The 19,334-nt window shown below is 69.3% G+C and carries 4 protein-coding genes; 1 reads left to right on the top strand and 3 read right to left on the bottom strand.

Translation table 11 applies throughout. The features are described from left to right. Positions 1-8: 8 nt before the first annotated feature. From ACWDXS_RS05520 to ACWDXS_RS05530, 3 genes are all read right to left on the bottom strand, one after another. Positions 9-503: a nuclear transport factor 2 family protein gene (locus ACWDXS_RS05520; RefSeq protein ID WP_449962353.1), complete on the bottom strand. Its 495-nt coding sequence runs from the start codon at positions 501-503 to the stop codon at positions 9-11. A 156-nt stretch (positions 504-659) separates the two neighbouring features. Beyond that, a complete protein-coding gene (locus tag ACWDXS_RS05525; RefSeq protein WP_378991765.1) occupies positions 660-1,046 on the bottom strand; it encodes a beta-sandwich lipoprotein in 387 nt (128 codons plus the stop codon). Between the two features lie 174 nt (positions 1,047-1,220). Beyond that, the gene (locus tag ACWDXS_RS05530) at positions 1,221-2,447 is read right to left on the bottom strand and encodes a PucR family transcriptional regulator (RefSeq protein WP_387445006.1); all 1,227 of its coding nucleotides are present in this window, start codon (positions 2,445-2,447) and stop codon (positions 1,221-1,223) included. A 263-nt stretch (positions 2,448-2,710) separates the two neighbouring features. Between ACWDXS_RS05530 and ACWDXS_RS05535 the strand changes: the two genes are divergently transcribed. Further along, positions 2,711-19,171 (top strand): amino acid adenylation domain-containing protein, encoded by a 16,461-nt coding sequence (locus tag ACWDXS_RS05535; RefSeq protein WP_449962356.1) that lies wholly within the window; start codon positions 2,711-2,713, stop codon positions 19,169-19,171. The last annotated feature ends 163 nt before the right edge of the window (positions 19,172-19,334 follow it).

The raw sequence follows: 19,334 nt of genomic DNA on the forward strand, positions 1-19,334 counted from the left end.
GTCCGCTCCTACTGCGCGATCCGGGTGGCGTCATCGAGGGGGCGGGTGATCGCCCACAACTGGTGGAACGTGCATGTCGCGATCTTCCAGTGCCCGTCCTGCACCCGGTATTCGTCGGCGTACTCGCCGGTGGCGACGGTTTCGGTGCGCTCGATCAGGTTGACCTGGCGAAAGCGCAGCGTCCACCGGCCGCTGGCCGTGCCGTCCTCGCGCACGGTGATGTCGGGGTGCACGCCGTGGTGCATGTCGAGGATCGCGTTCTTGCCGTCCACCTGCTGCAGCGCGATCGAGGCGAAGACCGCGGCCATGCCGTCGGCGTCGGTCGTACCGAGCGTGCCGTAGTCCAGTACCGAGCCGGCCGCGACGAAACAGTCACGGAACCCGGCCGGGTCTTTGGCATCGCAGGCACGGAAATAGCGGTGCTTGAGCGCGGTGATCGACTCGATCGCCGCCAACCGTGCGAGGTGGCGGGCCGGGTCGTCGGACGGCGGTGTTGCAGACATCGAGCTCCTTGGTCGAATCGACAGATCAGACGTGAAGAAGCTCGAATGGCTGTGAGCGTCCGCTACGTCCCGCGGTCGCCACCGTAGGCCCGGAACGCGGTCACCGCCTGCCTGTCTTCCCGCTCATCGGGAACGCCCGCGGGCCTGTGTACACGCTCAGGGGCGGTCGACGTCGGCGATGATGACCTCGGGCTTGAAGATGACCTTGTAGTGGTAGCGACTCACCTCGGCGGCCTCGAGCTGCTCGACGAAGTAGCTCACGTTGTCCGAGAGACCGAGAAAGTGCTTCTTGTATTCGTCATCGCCGGTCTTGCACGTCACCTCGAGCTGGTTGTTCTCGTCCTTGATCGAGCACTTGCCCTCGATGGACAGCAGGTACTTGTCGGTGATCCCGTTGAAGAACACCACGCGCCGGTTGATCTTGAACTGGTCCGATTCCTTGGACAGGTTCTTCGAGACCACGTCGGCGTCGCTCGAGCACCCGGTCACTGCGATGGCACCCGCGAACAGCGCCGCGACAGCGGCGATCAGTTTCTTGTTCATTCCCCCACCTCGTTCATCCTTCTTCAGACCATCATGAGTGTCTGCGGTCGAGATCGCCACTGTCAGTGCCATTCCCACCCGATTCGGGCCATGGCACGTCGTACGGCGTCGAGCTGGTCACCGACCCGATGGTTGCGCCCGCGCGGCTGTGCGTCCCGCACAAACCAGCTGGGCTCAGATTGTCCGAGTCAGAACGTGGGGGTACCAGCGGCAGATGCCCAGGGCGAAGCGTAGTTCGAAGGTGTCGGTCTCGACGGCGATGCCGTAGCGGCCGGTGACCTGTTGGATGCGGTACTGGACGGTGTTGCGGTGGACGTCGAGGACGCGGGCGGTGCGCGAGTAGCTGGCGCCTTCGGCGAGGAACACCTCGAGAGTGTTGCGCAAAAGTTCCACTTTGGCGCCGTCGCCTGCCAGCGATCCGAGGACGCGGTGGACGAGGCCGGTCAGCTCGTCGGGATCGTCGGACAGCAGCGCGAAGGGCGCGATCGTGTCGTAGTCGACCACAGTGGGCGCGGTCTCCCCGGCCGAGACGACGAGCGCCTTGGCCCGTGCCGCGCTGCGGGCCGAGCGCCGGAAGCCCGGCAGCCCCTCGCCGACCGGCCCGAGCGCTACCCGTATCGGCAAGCCGGAAGCCGCGAGCTGGGCGGTGAGTTCCTCGACCGCGCAGGGCTGTCCGGTCGGGAACCACAGGCACATGGCGCGGTCTCCCGACGCGGCGACCAATTCGGCGCCACCGGTACCCATCGCCGCGGCGAGCAGCTGTCGGGCCTGCTCGAGCGCGCGCACAGCCTCCGCGCCGGTGACCGTCGACCACACTTCAGTGGCGTAGTGCCACTGATCGAGTTGGTAGCCCAGCACTTCCTGGGCGGCGGCGACATCGACATCGTCGTTGTCGAGCAACCGTGCGATCCATTGCTGGCGTGCGGCTTGGCGGCTGCTGAGCCAGCGGTCCCGTTCGGCCTCGTAGATCCGCCCCATCGACGAATTGAGCCGATCCAGGTAGGTGCCCGCGAATTTGAGCAGTTCGGCGATCCGGGCCGGCTGGTCAGGGCCGGGAACGGCCAGGACGAGCCCGATCGCGGCGTCGAGGATCCGGTACTGCCCGAGACCGTAGGCGCGCAGCAGGATCGTCAGCGGCACACCGCGCCGGGCCAGCCGTTGGGCGTAGGCGGCGGCCCCGGGGGGCGGGCCTGCGGTGGCCGGGTCGATGCCGTTCGCCAGCACGTACTGCACGGCGGCGATGTTCTCGGCGATGCTGGCGGCTCGCATCTCGGCCAGATCGGCGGCGACGTCGTTGAGCGGGATCATCTGCTCGGTCACCCGGATGAGGTCGGCGGTGATGGCGTCGACGCGCGGGCCCAGGGCCTGTCCCACCCACACCAGGGATCCGTATGCCGCCATGCGCGCTTCCGTCCGTTGAACAAAAACTGTCGCCGGCATTGTGCCATCCGCACAAATTTCTGGTCGATTCGGTCTCGGCGTCGATAAACAAACCGGTCATGTGGTCGTGACAGCGTGACATGTGGTGTCATGGTCGCCGAACGCCCCGATATCGACTCCTTCTTGCTTGTTCGACACTGGTCCGCCCCGGTAGGCCGAATCCGACAGGGTTCGTGGGTCATCGCAGAGCTGTGGGCCGGTTAGCTGAAGGATGTTGTACTCGAATGCGTGAAGCGCGCACCTCTCCACGTGAAGTTCGTCGTGCGCCGCGCGGTCGAGGCAATCGAAAGTCGAGTGCTCCCCTCTTCCCTCAGCTGCTGACCGCGGCGGTCGACACCGCCGGTGATGCCGTCGCTGTGTCCTGTACCCCGGTCGACGGTGCACGCCGCGAACTCACCTACACCCAACTCGACGAGTACTCGTCCCAACTGGCCAGAGACCTGATCGCGCGTGGCATCGGTCCCGGCGATGTCGTCGCGCTCGGATTCACCCGGTCGATCGAGTCGGTGGCGGCGGTGTGGGCGGTGGCCAAGACCGGCGCTGCCTACGTCCCTGTCGATCCGGCGCTGCCCGCCGAGCGGATCGCCTATCTTCTCGAAGACTCCGGCGCCGTCCTCGGTCTCACCGGCACGCCACATCGGGAGATGCTGGGCGATTCGGTCGACTGGCTCGACATCGACACCCCGGCCCAGCGCGACCGCATCGCCACCTACCCCGCCCACCCGATCTCCTACCTCGACCGAGTTCGTCCGCTGATCGATCAGCACCCGGCCTATGTCATCTATACCTCCGGTTCGACCGGGCGTCCCAAAGGCGTGGTCGTCACCCACACCGGTCTCGGTGCCTTGGTCGCGGCCGCCCGGGAACGCTATTCGGTCGACGAAGGCGACCGCGTGCTGCACGTGTGTTCGCCGAACTTCGACGTCTCGGTACTCGAGCTGCTGGTGGCATTCAACTCCGGTGCCACGCTGGTGGTCTCACCGTCGACGGTCTTCGGCGGCCCCGAACTCGCCGAGCTGCTGCGCCGCGAACGCGTGACCCACCTGCTGATCACCCCGGCGGCGTTGGAATCTGTCGACCCCCGCGACCTGGACGCCCTGCGTGTCGTCGTCGTAGCGGGCGATGCTTTCGGCCCGACCCTGGTCGAGCGCTGGGCCGACGGGCGTGCCTTCTTCAACGGCTACGGCCCGACCGAGGCCACCATCCTCGCCACCGGCACCACCGCACTGCGGCCCGGACAGCCCATCACGATCGGCACGGCATTCGCCGGAGTCGGTGCGACAGTGCTGGATTCGCGCCTGCGCCCGGTTCCCGCGGGCGTGGCGGGTGAGCTGTATCTGTTCGGGCCCGCGCTGGCCCAGAGTTATCGGGGCAGGCCCGCGCTCACCGCTGAACGATTCGTCGCCTCGCCTTTCACCGATTCCCGCATGTACCGGACCGGCGACCTGGTCCGGCGCACCGCCGACGGTGACATCGAATACCTCGGCCGCTCCGATTTCCAGGTCAAGATCCGCGGTTTCCGCGTCGAACTCGGCGAGATCGACGCCGCGCTCACCGCCCACCCCGACATCGAGTACGCGGTCACCCTCGGTACGAAAGCCGACTCGGGGGCGACCGTGCTGGTGTCGTATGTGCTTGCCCAGCAAGGCAAGTCGATCGACGCCGACGCAGTAGCGCGCTTCGTGGGCACCTCCCTGCCCGCCCATATGGTGCCGACAGTCCTGATGACCCTCGACGAGATCCCGTTGACCCCCAACGGCAAACTCGACCGCAACGCCCTGCCCGCACCGGTTTTCGGGGCTGTGGGTTCGCGTGCGCCGGAGGGCCCGGTCGAGACCGCCATCGCCGAACTGTTCACCCAGATCCTGGGTCTGGAGCAGATCGGTGCCGAGGATTCGTTCTTCGCCGCCGGTGGTGACAGCATTCTGTCCATCCAGCTCGTGTCGCGCGCGCGCAATGCCGGCATCACGTTCACCCCGCAGGCCGTGTTCGAGCACCGCACCGTCGCCGGGCTGGCGCGGGTGGCGGTGGTGGGTGCCGAGTCCGCGCCCACGTTGACCGAACTGCCCGGCGGTGGTGTGGGCATGATGCCGTTGACGCCGGTGCTGGCCGCGTCGCTGGCCGGTGGGCGGGTGTTCGGCCGGTTCACCCAGCAGATGGTGTTGGCCCTGCCTGCTGGTATCGACCGAAATGCCCTGGTGGACACCCTCACGGCGGTGATCGACCACCACGACATGCTGCGGGCCGGTCTGCGACAGGTCGACGGGCAGTGGGAGCTGCACACTCTGCCGCCGGGCGCGGTGGACGTGGGCGACCTGCTCCAGCGCGTCGATGTCCCGGCGGACACCGACGCGCTCGGTGAGATCGCCGACGCCGCGATGGATTCCGTGCTCGCGGCGCTGGACCCGCAGGGGTACCGGATGATCGGCTTCGCGTGGCTCGCTCGTCCGGACGGCCCCGACGGTTTGGTCGTCGCCGCCAACCACGCGGCGATCGACGGAGTGTCGTGGCGAATCCTGTTGTCGGACCTGGTCGCCGCGGGGGCCCAGGTCGGCCGACGTGTCGTCCTGCCCCCGGTCGGCACGTCGTTTCGTCGCTGGGCGCACGGCCTGACCGAGGCAGCGCCAAGCAGGCGCGAGGAACTCGACCACTGGCGCCGGACCCTGTCGGTACCCGACCCGCTGCTCGGCGATCGCCCGCTCGACTCCCGCGATACCGCGTCGACGGTGCGAACCATCAACGTCGAAGTTCGCGCCGACATCACCCAGGCGATCCTGACCGACCTGCCCACCCGGTACCGCGCGGGCGCCGAGGACGGCTTGCTCGCCGCCCTGGCCATGGCTGTGCGCACGTGGCGGGCCCGGCGCGGTGTCGACGCCCCCACGACCCGCGTCCGCCTGGAAGGCCACGGCCGCGAACAGTCCGCGGTCGACGGCGCCGATCTGACCCGCACGGTCGGCTGGTTCACCAGCATGTATCCGATCGCCCTCGACCTGAGCGAGGTCGAGGGTGACGCCGCGTGGCACGGTGGCGACGCCACGGCCGCCGTCGTCAAGGCCATCAAGGAACAGCTGCGTGCGGTGCCGCACAAGGGCATCGGTTTCGGCATGCTCCGCCATCTGGACCCGGAATCGGCATCGCGGCTCGACGGCCCCCTCGGCCAGGTCGGCTTCAACTATCTGGGCCGGATCACCGCGGGCGATCTCGGCGATACCGACCACAGCTGGCTACCCACCGCCGGGTGGGGCGAGCCCGTCGCCGAACAAGACCCCGATCTGCCCGCTGCCGCCGTCATCGACATCAACGCCCTGGCCACCGGTACCGACGCCGGCCTGACTTTGCGCGCGTCGTTCTCCTACGCCTCCGGCATCATCGACGAGGCGTCGGTGCGCGAACTGGCCGACTGCTGGACCGCGGCCCTGACGGTCCTCGCCGAACACCTGCGCGATCCGGCAGCCGGTGGACTCTCGCCCGCCGACGTGCCGCTGGTCCAGGTCACCCAGGCAGAACTCGACACCTGGCATCGCGAACGCCCGCACCTGACCGATGTGCTCCCCTTGGCGCCGCTGCAGCTCGGACTGTTCTTCCTCGCCCAGGTGTCGCCGGCCGACCCGTATCTGGTCCAGCTCGCGGTCGAACTGACCGGCGAGGTCGACACCGACCGCCTGCGCCGAGCCGCCCGAACCGTCCTCGACCGCCACGCGATTCTGCGCACGGCCTTCGGATCGTCGGCGGCGGGCACACCGGTCGGTTTCGTGGCCGAGGGTGTCGCGGTGCCGTGGCAGATCATCGACACCGAACTCGACGATGCCGACGAGTTCCTGGCCGCCGAGGCGCGGATCGGTTTCGAACTCTCCACTGCGCCGCTGCTGCGCTTCACGCTGTACCGCCGCACCGACGGCATGCATCTGGTGTTGACCGCGCACCACCTTCTCGTCGACGGCTGGTCGATGCCGTTGCTGATGCAGGAACTACTGCTCTGCTACGCCACCGACGGCGCCCCGGCGGTGCTGCCGCGGGTACGCCCCTACCGTGACTACCTCGCCTGGCTCGCGGGCCGAGACCGTTCCGCCGCGTTGCGCGGCTGGCGTGAGGCGTTGACCGGGCACACCCCGACCCTGCTGACCACCGTGGTCGCGCCGCCGACCGAGCCGTGCGAGGGCCACGGGATGTGCACCGTCGAGCTGTCACCGGCGGAGGCCGAGGACTTGGCGGCCTGCGCCGCGGCCAACGACGTCACGGTCAACACCCTGTTCCAAGCGGCATGGGGTGTGGTGCTGGCCGGTGCGTTCGGCCGCGACGACGTGGTGTTCGGTGCGGTGGTCTCGGGTCGCCCGCCACAGTTGGACGGCGTCGACACCATGGTCGGACTCTTCGCCAACACCATTCCCGTTCGCGTCCGTTTCGCCGAGTCCGAGCCGTTGCGGAACATGTTGTCGCAGCTGCAGTCCCAGCAGATCGCCGTGCTGGACGGCCATCACCTCGGTCTCGCCGAGATCCAGCGGGCCGCGGGCACGGGCGAGCTGTTCGACACGCTCATGGCCTACGAGTCCTATCCGGTCGACACCGAGGGAATGCGACGCGCGCACGGCTCCATCGACGGTCTCGAGATCGTCGATATTCGAGCCGCCAACGCCACGCACTACCCGGTGGCCGTGGGTGTCGAGGTGGGTGAGGGGATTCGCGTCGGCCTCCAGTACCGCCTGGACCTGATCGACACCGGCATCGCACAAGCTCTCGCGCACCGCCTCCGCGCCACCCTCGACGCCTTCCTCCACACACCCGATCAGACCGCCGCACAGCTCCTGGAGACCCTCGACCAGCACAACGATCCGATCGCGGAGGCCGGCTACTGGCATCGCGTCCTCGCGGACCTGCCTGCCGAACTGGGCCTCCCGACAGATCGCGCCCGCCCCGCGGGCCCCGTGCGGGCCGATGCCCACATCGGCTTCGAGATTCCCGCCGAACTCCATCACCGCATGCGGGACTTCGCCGATGCTCGCGACACGACGGTCTTCAGCCTCGTGCACACGGCCTTCGCGGTGCTGCTGGCCCGGCTGGCCAACACCGAAGACATCGCGATCGACACCCCGTGCCCGCAGTCTCCGGATGCCCGCCTGGTGTTGCGACTGCCGGTGTGCGGCGCGACCTGTGTCGACGAGCTGCTGGCTGAGGCGACCACGGTCGCCCGGCGAGCATTCAGGCGAAACGGGTTGTCGCACAGTAATCTCCAGACCGTCCGCGACGCGGCCGGGCCACTGGTGCGGGTCACTGTGATGTCGGACGAATGCCCGACTGTGGCTGCCGTGGAGCGCGACCTCGTGCTGTCGCTACGCGCCCCGAGCTCCGACGACCATCGACGATCAGGCGCCGCGGATGAGCACCGAACAGGTGTCGCCGCCGCCAGCGACCGCCCGGCCGGTCCCATCACCGCCGAATTCGTTTACGCGAGTGCGCTGTTCGACCGGGCAACGGTCGACGTGTTCGCGCAGCGCCTGATTCGCCTGCTGACGGACGCGATCGAGCGCCCGGATACCGCTGTCGGTGATCTCACCATCCTCGATGCCGCGGAAGAATCGGCCCTCACAGCGCGCAACACCGACACCGACACCGACACCGCCCTGTTCCCCGACCTGATCGCACGCGGCAACGCGCTGGGCCTCGACAGGATCGCCGTCCGGCACGAGGGCCGTTCGATCAGCTACGGCGAACTGACCGAGCGGACCACCCGCTGGGCCCGCGAACTGATCGCCCAGGGCGTCGGCCCCGAAGTCGCTGTCGCCGTTGCCCTTCCCCGGTCCTACGACATGGTCGCGGCCGCGCTCGCCATCGCCGCGGCGGGTGGGGTGTATGTGCCGATGGACCCGCGCAATCCCACACGTCGCCTCCAGCACCTGGTCACCGACTCGGGCGCGATACTCGGCATCACCGCCGCCGCGCACCTCGACGACCTGCCCGACGAGCCCGCCTGGCTCACACCCGACGACCTCGACCGAGTCACCGCCACCCACCCGACGACACCGATCACCGACGCCGACCGCCGCGTACCCCTGCGCGTCGACCACCCCGCCTACCTCATCTACACCTCCGGCTCCACCGGTCTGCCCAAGGGCGTCACCGTGACCCACGCCGGTCTGGCACCGCTGGTCGAGGAGGCGGTCCGCCGCTACCGCCTCGAATCCGAGCACCGCTTCCTGCACATCTGCGCCCCCTGGTTCGACCCCTCCGTGCTCGAATGGCTGTGCGCCTTCACCACCGGCGCGACGCTGGTCGTCGTCGGGTCCGACATCGCGGGTGGGATCGAACTCGCGGATCTGCTGGCCGCCGAGTCCGTCACCCACGCCATCATCACCCCCGCGGTCCTGGGCACCCTCGACCCGGCCGGTCTGCACGCATTGGAGTCGTTGTCCGTCGGCGGCGACGTGACCACCCCGGAACTGCTCACGAAATGGCAGCCCGGCCGCCGCTACCTCAACGGTTACGGCCCCACCGAGACCACGATCATCTCGTCCTACGCCGAACTCACTGCCGGACAACCGATCTCGATCGGCACCCCCGTGCACGGCACACACGCGATGATCCTGGACACCCGCCTGAACCCGGTCCCGCCGGGTGTCACCGGCGAGCTCTATCTGAGCGGGCGCGCGTTGGCGCGCGGCTACCGCAATCAGCCGACGACGACCTCGGCCCGATTCGTTCCCGACCCGTGGGGTGCGCCCGGCACCCGCATGTACCGCACCGGCGATCTGGTGCGCCTGCGCGACACCGGCGAGATCGACTACCTCGGCCGTGCCGACACCCAGGTGAAGGTGCGCGGTTTCCGGATCGAACCGGGCGAGATCGATGCTGTGCTCGTCAGCCACCCCGATGTCGAATTCGCGGTGACCGTCGGACGTCGGAGCCCCGCCGGATCGACCACGCTGGTGTCCTATGTGCTCGCGGCACCGGATCGTTGCGCCGACCCCCTCGTACTCACCGCGTACGCCACCGACCGCCTGGCCGCGCAGGCGGTGCCGTCGGCGATCGTGGTGCTCGACGCGCTGCCCCTGACCTCCAACGGCAAACTCGACCGCAACGCCCTGCCCGAACCGGTCGTCGCCACCGCGCCCACCGCGGCGCCCATCGGTGCGAGTCAAACCCTGCTGGCCGAGCTGTTCGCCCGCGTCCTCGGCATACCGCGCGTCGGCGTGCACGATTCGTTCTTCGCGCTCGGTGGCGACAGCATCCTGTCGATCCAGCTGGTGTCGCTGGCCCGCGCCGCGGGCATCGTCTTCACCACCCGTGACGTGTTCGAACACCGCACCGTGGCAAAGCTGTCCGACATCGCCGCGCTCGACAGCCCCGAGTCGCCCGTGCTGGCGGAACTGCCCGGCGGCGGCATCGGCGATATCGCGTTGACGCCGGTCCTTGCCGAGTTCCTGACCACCGGTTCCAGCGACCGTTTCGCCCAGACCATGGTCCTGGCACTCCCCGAGAACATCGACCGCCCAGCTCTGGTCGCCATCATCGCCGCGGTCCTGCGCCACCACGACATGCTGCGCTCGCGCCTGCGACGCGACAGCGACGACTGGCAGTTCGAAGTCCTGCCACCCCATCGTGTCGACGCGGATTCTCTGATCACCGAGATCGACGCGTTCTCGGCGCTCACACCGGATGAGCTGACCCGAATCGGCACGGCCGCCATGGATTCGGCGCTCTCGGCGCTGGATCCCGCCACCGCCCGCATGATCGCCTTCACCTGGATCCGCAGGCACGGCGCTCGCGATGTCCTCGCGGTCGCCGCCCATCACTACGTCATCGACGGTGTCTCCTGGCGGATCCTGCTCCCCGACCTGGTCGTGGCCTGGGCCCAGTACGCAGCAGGTCAGCGGATCGCCCTGCCGCCGGTCGGTACGTCGTTCCGCCGATGGGCGCACGGCCTTGCCACCGTCGAGCGCACCGCCGAACTCGACCACTGGCACCAGGTCCTGTCCACCCCTGACCCGCTGCTCGGCGCCCGCGCGGTCGACAGCAGCCTCGATACCGAGGCGACGATGCGGTCGATCACCGTGCAGATCCCCGCCGAGATCACCGAACCCCTGCTCACGACGCTGCCCGCGCAATACCGGGCAGGCGCCGATCACCCCCTGCTCGCGGCCTTGGCCTTGGCCGTGCGGGTCTGGCGTGCCCGGCGCGGTGTCGACGCTCCCACTCTGCGACTGCGACTCGAAGGCCACGGCCGCCAGGAGGACGCCGTCCCCGGCGCGGATCTGACCCGCACCGTCGGCTGGTTCACCACCGTCTACCCCGTTGCCCTGGACCTGTCCGCGATCACGCCGGCGGTCTTCGACGACGAAGCCCTCGCCGCGACGATGCGCACCGTCAAAGAACAGCTGCTGGCCGTGCCGGACAACGGTATCGGCTTCGGTGTGCTGCGCCGGAACCCGCACACCCGAAACCGGTTGTCCGGCACCATCGGCCAGATCGGCTTCAACTACCTGGGTCGTGCGAGCACCGCGGCCCGGACCACCGACGAGACCGCGTGGCTGCCCACCGCCGACCTCGGTGACATCGCCGTCGACTACGACCCCACCCTGCCCGCGCACACCGTTCTCGACATCAACGCGATCGCCGTCACCACCGACACCGGGCCGCGACTGCGGGCGGACTTCCGCTACGCCACCGGCATCCTGTCCGAGTCCGAGGTCCAGGAGCTGGCCGACGACTGGACGAGCTGGCTCACCGCGCTCGCCGACCACACCCTCCACCCGTCCGCGGGCGGGCTGACCCCCTCCGATGTTGCCCTGGTACAGGTTTCGCAAAACGACCTCGACACCTGGCGCACGACCCACCCGGGTCTGTCGGATGTGCTGCCGCTGTCGCCGCTGCAGCACTCGTTGCTCGCGCTGGGCGAGATGCTCGACGAGTCGGTCCACGCCTACGTCATCCAGCTCATGGCCGAATTGACCGGCGAGCTCGACATCGACCGGCTTCGCCACGCGGCCGCGACGGTGCTGAACCGGCACGCCAACCTGCGCTCGGCCTTCGTCACCACCCCCGACGGCACCCCCGTTCAGCTCGTCGCCGACGCCGTCGAGGCACCGTTGCGGATCGTCGAAGCCACCGACACCGAGCTGCCCGCTCTGCTCGCCGCCGATCAACAGGCAGGTTTCGACCCCACGATCGCGCCGCTGCTGCGATTCACGGTGTACACCATCGGTTCCGGGCGCAGCCACCTCGTCCTGACCGGCCATCACATCCTCCTCGACGGCTGGTCCATGCCGCTGCTGATGAAGGAACTGCTCGTCCTCTACGCCACCCACGGCGACGCGACCCCGCTGCCGCCGGTGCGCCCCTACCGCGACTACCTCGCCTGGCTCACCCGCCAGGACCGCACCGCCGCGGAGCGCGCGTGGTCGGAGGTCCTCGACGGGGTGTCGGCGACGATGATCGCCCCCGAGCTCACCTGGCCGCCGGCGACCGGCCACGGCTACGGCCTGTGCGAGTTCGAACTCGACGCCGCGCGGACGTCCGCGCTGACCGCCGTCGCCGCGGCCGCCGAGGTCACCGCGAACACCGTGTTCCAAACAGCCTGGGGCCTGGTCGTCGCCGCGAGCACCGCACGCGAGGATGTCGTGTTCGGTGCGACCGTGTCCGGGCGCCCGCCCCAGCTGGACGGCGTCGGCGACATGATCGGGCTGTTCGTCGACGCGGTCCCGGTGCGGGTGCGCATCGACCCCACCGCCACCGTCGGTGACCTGATCCGCGCCGTCCAAGCCGAGCAGGCCTCCCTGCTCGATCACCACCACCTCGGCCTCGGCGCGATCCAGCGCGTCGCGGGACCGGGCGAACTCTTCGACACCATGCTCGCTTTCGAGTCCTACCCCGTCGACGTCGAAGGCCTCCAACAAGCAGGCGGCGCGCTCGACGAACTGAGCATCGACGACCTGCACGGCGCCGACCACACCCACTACCCGATCACGGTCCTGGTCTTCCTCGGTGCCCGCACCCAGGTGCAGATCAAGTACCGCCGCGACCTCGTCTCCGATCTCGCGGCCCGCGCGCTCACCGACCGTCTCCGCACGGCGATCGACAACCTCGTCGCCGCCCCGACCACGCCTGTCGTCGACCTCGCCCACCAGCTCACCACCGACCCCGCCGACCCGATCACCCGATCCCGCTACTGGCGCCAGACGTTGGCCGACCTGCCGGCTCGCCTGGTCCTGCCCACCGACCACGTGGTCGCCGGCGGCGCACGTCCCGACCTCTCGCGCGCGCAGCGTGAGCACGGCGACAATCGCCTCGGCGCCGAGCACGGTTGTGCCAGGTCGACCGTCCCGACGACGGTGCACCGAGCCCTCCATGAACTCGCCGGCACCGCGAACGTGAGCAGGCAATCGCTGGTCGGCACCGCCTTGGCTGTACTCCTCGCGCGACTCACGGCATCCGACGACATCGTGATCCGAACCCGCACTCCTGATCTGTTGCTGCGCATCGCCATCGATCTCGCGGCACCCTTCCTCGATCTGCTCACGCGGGCACACGAGGCCGAGACGCTGACGCTGGCTCATGCGGGAATCCCGCTCGCGGACTTCGCCGAGCTGCTCGGCGTCGAGCCCCGCGCGCTGGGACAGGTATCGCTGGAAGTACGGTCCACCGGCTCATCGGACGACCCGTTGCCCGTGCCCGCCGCGGCGACGACCGCAGCCGGTTCGGATGCGCGGCACACCCTGCCCGGGCACGACGCCGTGACAGCCGGCGAACTCCTCGTGACGGTGCTCGAGACGACGTCGGGCTCGGCGATCGAGATGTCTTTCGCCCGAACCGTTTTCGATGACCACGAAGCGGACACGTTCGTGCGGCGCCTGGCCCGGCTGCTCACCGCGATCGCCGCCGACCCACGGATCCCGGCCGGTGACCTACCGCTGTCCGATCACGCCGAGTACACCTTCTTGACTCATCTCGGCGACGGCCCGACTCCGTCGGCCACCCCCACCCTGCCCGAGCTGCTCGTGCGCGGCACCGGCTACGGCCAGCATCGAATCGCCGTGCGCGACACCGCGAACACCTACACCTACGGCACCCTCGACGCCGATTCCTCACGCTTGGCCCGAGTCCTCATCGACGAGGGAATCGGCCCGGAAACAGTCGTCGCCTCGGCGATCCCGCGCTCCTACGAGTCGATCCTCGCGTTCTGGGCCATCGCCAAAGCGGGTGGCGTGTACCTTCCCGTCGACCCGAACTACCCCGAAGACCGTGTCCGTCACATGCTCGCCGACTCCGGCGCGACCATCGGCCTCACGGTCGCCGCGAGGGCGAACAGCCTGCCCGGATCGCTGCGCTGGCTGGCGCTGGACGAACCGGCCGCCCGGGTCCGCACCGCCGCCCGCTCGTCGACCCCGGTACGCGACCGTGACCGCCGAGCACCCTTGCGCCGCGACAACATCGCCTACGTGATCTACACCTCCGGCTCCACCGGCACACCCAAGGGCGTCTCGGTCACCCATGCGGGACTCGGCGCCCTCGTCACCCACTCGGCGGCCCTGATGCGCCTGCGCCACGACCACCGCATGCTGCACGTCTGCTCACCCAGCTTCGACCAGTCGATCGAGGAACTCGCCACCGCCTTCCACCACGGCGCCACCCTGGTCATCGCCCCGCCCGACACCCTGGGCGGCATCGACCTCGACGACCTGCTGCGCACCGAACAGGTGACGCACACGATCATCACCCCCGCCCTGCTGAGCACCCTGAACCCGACCACCCTGCCCGACCTGCAGTGCGTGTCCGCCGGCGGCGAAGCCACCGCCCCCGAACTGCTGGCCACGTGGCAACCGGGCCGCAGCTTCCTCAACGGCTACGGTCCCACCGAGGCAACCATCGGCGCGACCTACTCGGTGCTGCGTGCCGGGGACCGCGTCACGATCGGTCGCCCCGTGCCGGGCATGCGGGCCGTGGTCCTCGACGCCCGTCTGCATCCGGTGCCGGTGGGCGCCACCGGTGAGCTCTATCTCGCGGGTCCCGCACTCGCACGCGGGTACCGTGGCCGCCCCGCCGCCACCGCGGATCGTTTCCTCGCCTGCCCCTGGGCCGGACCCGGCGCACGCATGTATCGCACCGGCGACCTCGTCCGCTGGGTGCACGGCGACACCTACGAGCTGGAATACCTGGGCCGCACCGACTTCCAGATCAAGATCCGCGGCTTCCGGATCGAGCCCGGTGAGATCGACGCCGTCCTGCTGCGGCACCCACAGGTGAGTTTCGCTCTCACGCTCGGCACGCAGAACCCCGCCGGGGACACCGTGCTGGTCTCGTATGTGACAGGCCGCGAGATCGACCCCGGCGCCATCACACGGTGGTCCGCGTCGATGCTGCCCGCGCACATGGTCCCGGCCGCCGTCGTCGTCCTGGACCGTATCCCGCTCTCGGCCGCCGGAAAGATCGACCGGACTGCGCTGCCCGCACCGGAGTTCGTGACGCGCACCTACCGTGCGCCCGCGGCCGGACTGGAACGTACCGTCGCCGAGGCGTTCGCCGAGGTGCTCGGTGCCGAACGCGTCGGCGCCGACGACAGCTTCTTCGATCTGGGCGGCAACTCGCTGCTCGCCACCCGCCTGACCGCTCGGATCGGTGCCGCACTCGACATCCGGGTGCCGGTGCGCGTGCTGTTCGCCGCACCCACCGTCGCCGAATGCGCGCACGAGATCGCCGGATTGGCCCGCGCGGCCCGTCGACCCGCCCTGCGGGCGCGCCCACGACCTGATCACATCCCCCTCTCGCCCGCCCAGCAGCGCATGTGGTTCCTCAACCGCTTCGATACCGGAACCGCCGCCTACAACATCCCGGTCGTGCTCCGCCTGACCGGCGAACTCGACACCACCGCGCTGCGGCAGGCCTTCACCGATCTCGTCGCACGCCACGAGATCCTGCGCACGATCTACCCGGCTGTCGACGAGGTACCGGCCCAGATCGTTCTGCCTCCGGACCACCCGGATGTACCGCGCCTGCACGTCACCACGATCGCCCCGGACGTCGACGAAAGCCTGACCCCCGCAGTGACAGCACTGGTGTCGACCGTTTTCGATGTCACCCGAGAAGTGCCCTTACGTGCCACCCTGTTCGAACTCGGCCCGGACGACCACGTCCTGGCCATGGCCGTGCACCACATCGCCGGTGACGGCTTCTCCGGCGGGCCCCTCACCCGCGACCTCGTCATCGCCTACACCGCACGCGCGCAAGGACAGAGCCCCACCTGGGCACCGCTGCCCGTGCAGTACGCCGACTACGCGATCTGGCAGCAGACCCTGCTCGGCGACGAAACCGATCCCACCTCGGTGTCGGCCACCCAGCTCGCCTACTGGCGGCAAGCTCTGGCCGAGCTGCCCGACCAACTCGAACTACCCCGCGACCGGCCACGACCGGCGATCCAGTCCTACGCGGGCGGGCGGGTTCCGTTCACCGTCGACACCGCCACCCACGCCGCCCTCGCCGAACTGTCGCGGACCCACGGCGCGACCCTGTTCATGGCCGTGCACACCGCCTTCGCGGTGGTACTCGCCGAGCTGTCGGGCACCACCGACATCGCCATCGGCACACCGGTCGCCGGCCGCGGCGACGCCGCCCTCGACGACCTGATCGGGATGTTCGTCAACACCCTGGTCTTCCGCACCCGCGTCGACGCGGGTGCGAGCTTCGCCGCACAGCTCACCCGCCAGCGCGACACCGACCTGGCTGCCTTCGCCCACGCCGACATCCCGTTCGAACGGCTGGTGGAAGTCCTCAACCCGGCCCGCTCCACCGCCCGCCACCCCCTGTTCCAGGTCGGTTTGTCGTTCCAGAACCTGGCCGAGGTGCGCATGGACCTGCCCGGCACGAGTGTGTCGTCGGTAGAACTCGATCGGGAGCTGTCCCAGTTCGACCTGCACCTGATCGTGGCCGACCGCTACACCGCCGAGGGTTCTCCGGCGGGCATCACCGGCTACTGCACCTACGCCGCCGACCTGTTCGACGCGGCCACGGTCGCAGGTTTCCTGGCCCGGCTCACCCGACTGATCACCGCGGTGGTCACCGACCCGGGCGCACCGCTGTACAGCATCGATCTGCTCGCCCCCGCCGAACGAGTCCGGATCCTCGACACCTGGAATCACACAGCGCGACAGGCAGATCCGGCCGCGACCCTCGCCTCGATGTTCGACGCGACCGTCTCGCGCGCCCCGGACGCCCTGGCCCTCGTCGCCGACGACACCCGGCTGACCTACGCCGAACTCGACGAGCGGGTCAACCGCCTGGCCCGCTATCTCATCGCCGCGGGCGTCGGCCCGGAAACCCGGGTGGCACTGGCGATGCGGCGATCGATCGACCTGGTCGTGGCGATGTACGCGGTCAGCACCGCGGGCGGGGTGTACGTGCCGGTCGACCCCGACCACCCGCGATCGCGCACCGGCTACATCCTGGACACGGCCGCCCCGCTGCTCGTCCTCACCAACGCCGACACCTGGCTCGGCGCGGCCGAGGACCTCGCGACAACCCGTGTTCGATGTGTCGAGCAGGTGGACCTCGCCGCACACAGCCCCGCCCCGATCACCGACCGTGATCGCCGCGCGCCCTTGCGCCCCGCGAACACCGCCTACGTGATCTTCACGTCGGGATCGACGGGCCGCCCGAAGGGTGTCGCCGTCTCTCACGCCGCGATCGTCAACCAGTTGCGCTGGAAGACAGCTGAATTCGGTCTCACCGCACAGGACAGCGTGCTCCTCAAGACCGCGGCCACCTTCGACCTGTCGGTCTGGGAGTTCTGGTCCGCGGCGATCTGCGGTGGTCGACTGGTCCTCGCCGCGCCCGACGGCCACCGTGATCCGGCCTACCTCGCCGACCTGATGCGCCGCGAAGAAGTGACAACTCTGCACGTCGTGCCGTCGATGCTCGACACCTTGGTCACCGAGCAACTCCCCTCCTCGCTGCGCCGCGTCCTGGCCATCGGTGAGACTCTGCCGGTCGCACTGACCCGCCGATTCGCCACCGCGGCGCCGAACACCGCCTTGTACAACGTCTACGGCCCGACCGAGGCCGCGGTCTCGATCACCTGCCACCGGGTGAGCGCTGCCGACACGACCACCGTCGCGATCGGCACACCGGTCTGGAACAGCCAGGTCTATGTCCTGGACGCACGGCTACGCCCGGTCCCCGTCGGTGTCCCGGGCGAGCTGTACCTCGCGGGTACTCAGCTGGCCACCGGCTACCTGGGCCGTCCCGACCTCACCGCCGAACGCTTCGTCGCCAACCCGTTCCACGCGGGCACCCGCCTGTACCGCACCGGCGACCTGGCCGCCTGGCGCGCCGACGGCGAACTCGAATACCGCGGCCGCACCGACTTCCAGCTCAAGATCCGCGGCTTCCGCATCGAACTCCAGGAGATCGATGCGGTGCTGGCTTCCCATCCCGACGTCGGCTTCGCCGTCACCGTCGGTCGTGAGAACCAGGCCGGGGAAACAGTTCTGGTGTCCTACGTGGTGGCCTCGCACGGCCACGAGGCCGACATGGACAGTGTCGCGCGATGGGCGGCTCAGGCACTGCCCACCCACATGATTCCGGCCACGATCACGGTGCTCGACGAAGTCCCCCTGTCCCACACCGGCAAACTCGACCGCGCCGCGCTGCCCGCGCCCGCACTCGCCACCCGCGCCTATCGGGCCCCGGACACGGCCATCGAACACACCGTCGCCGCAATCTTCGCCGATGTCCTGCGCCTGGACCGCGTCGGCATGGACGACCACTTCTTCGAACTCGGCGGCACCTCACTGAGCGCCACCCGCCTGTCGACCCAGCTGGGTGCCGCGACGGCCGCGACCGTCCCCGTCACCTGGATCTTCACCACCCCCACCCCGGCGGGCATCGTCGCGGCATTGCGCGCCGAGGGCACCGACAGCGCGGGCATCGACGCCACATTCGACGTCCTGCTGCCTTTGCGCACCGAAGGCACCGGCGAACCGCTGTTCTGCGTCCACCCCATCAGCGGTATCGCCTGGTCCTTCAGCGGCCTCGCAGCCCACCTCGACCGCCCGCTGTACGGTCTCCAGTCACCGGCGCTGAGTTCGAGCGAGCCGCTGCCGGATTCGATCGAGGAATGGGCGCTGCGCTACCTCAAGGAGATTCGCGCGGTGCAGGCCGAAGGTCCGTACCATCTGCTCGGCTGGTCCCTGGGCGGTGTCATCGCGCACGCCATGGCGGTGCAACTCCAGGAGGACGGCGAGCAGGTGGCGGTGCTGGCCATGCTGGACAGCACCCTGTCGTCGGCTTCGACGGCTGTCGCGACGACGGTGACCGCCGCCGACCTGCTCGGCGGATTCGCCGGCACCGAGCAGGTGGACCTCGCCGACCCTGTCGACATCCACCAGCTCGCCCGGACGCTGTTCGAGCGCTCCGCACCACACGCCGCGGTCGACCCGTCCCGTATCGACCGGATCGTCGACGCGGCGACCACCTCGGTCGCCCTCGACGCCGCCTACCACCCCCGCCGTTTCGACGGCACCATCACCTATTTCACCGCGGCCCACAGTGATCCGACCGGAACCACCGGTGCGTCGTCCTGGTCCGAGGCAGTGACCGGCACCGTCGACAATCATGCGGTGGCCGCAACCCACTGGCGCATGACCGAAGACCACGCCCTCACCGTCATCGCCGACACGCTCCGCAAGGAACTGGGCTAGCCGAAACCGAGTGTGGCGCGGCGCTGTCGGCCTGGTAGCGTCGCGGTGTCCGTGACATCGCAGGAGGAGGTGAGACCCATCAACGCAGTAGTCCATGGGTGCTCCCGCCCAGCACGGTCGGCCGCCTGACGCCAAGGTCGCCGGGAGCGCCCCACAAGGCACT

It is taken from the genome of Nocardia sp. NPDC003183, from assembly GCF_053590715.1.

Excerpts from the sequence above, each read along its gene's own strand:
- ACWDXS_RS05520 (WP_449962353.1), bottom strand. The coding sequence starts at position 503 with ATGTCTGCAACACCGCCGTCCGACGACCCGGCCCGCCACCTCGCACGG.
- ACWDXS_RS05525 (WP_378991765.1), bottom strand. The coding sequence starts at position 1,046 with ATGAACAAGAAACTGATCGCCGCTGTCGCGGCGCTGTTCGCGGGTGCC.
- ACWDXS_RS05530 (WP_387445006.1), bottom strand. The coding sequence starts at position 2,447 with ATGGCGGCATACGGATCCCTGGTGTGGGTGGGACAGGCCCTGGGCCCG.
- ACWDXS_RS05535 (WP_449962356.1), top strand. The coding sequence starts at position 2,711 with ATGCGTGAAGCGCGCACCTCTCCACGTGAAGTTCGTCGTGCGCCGCGC.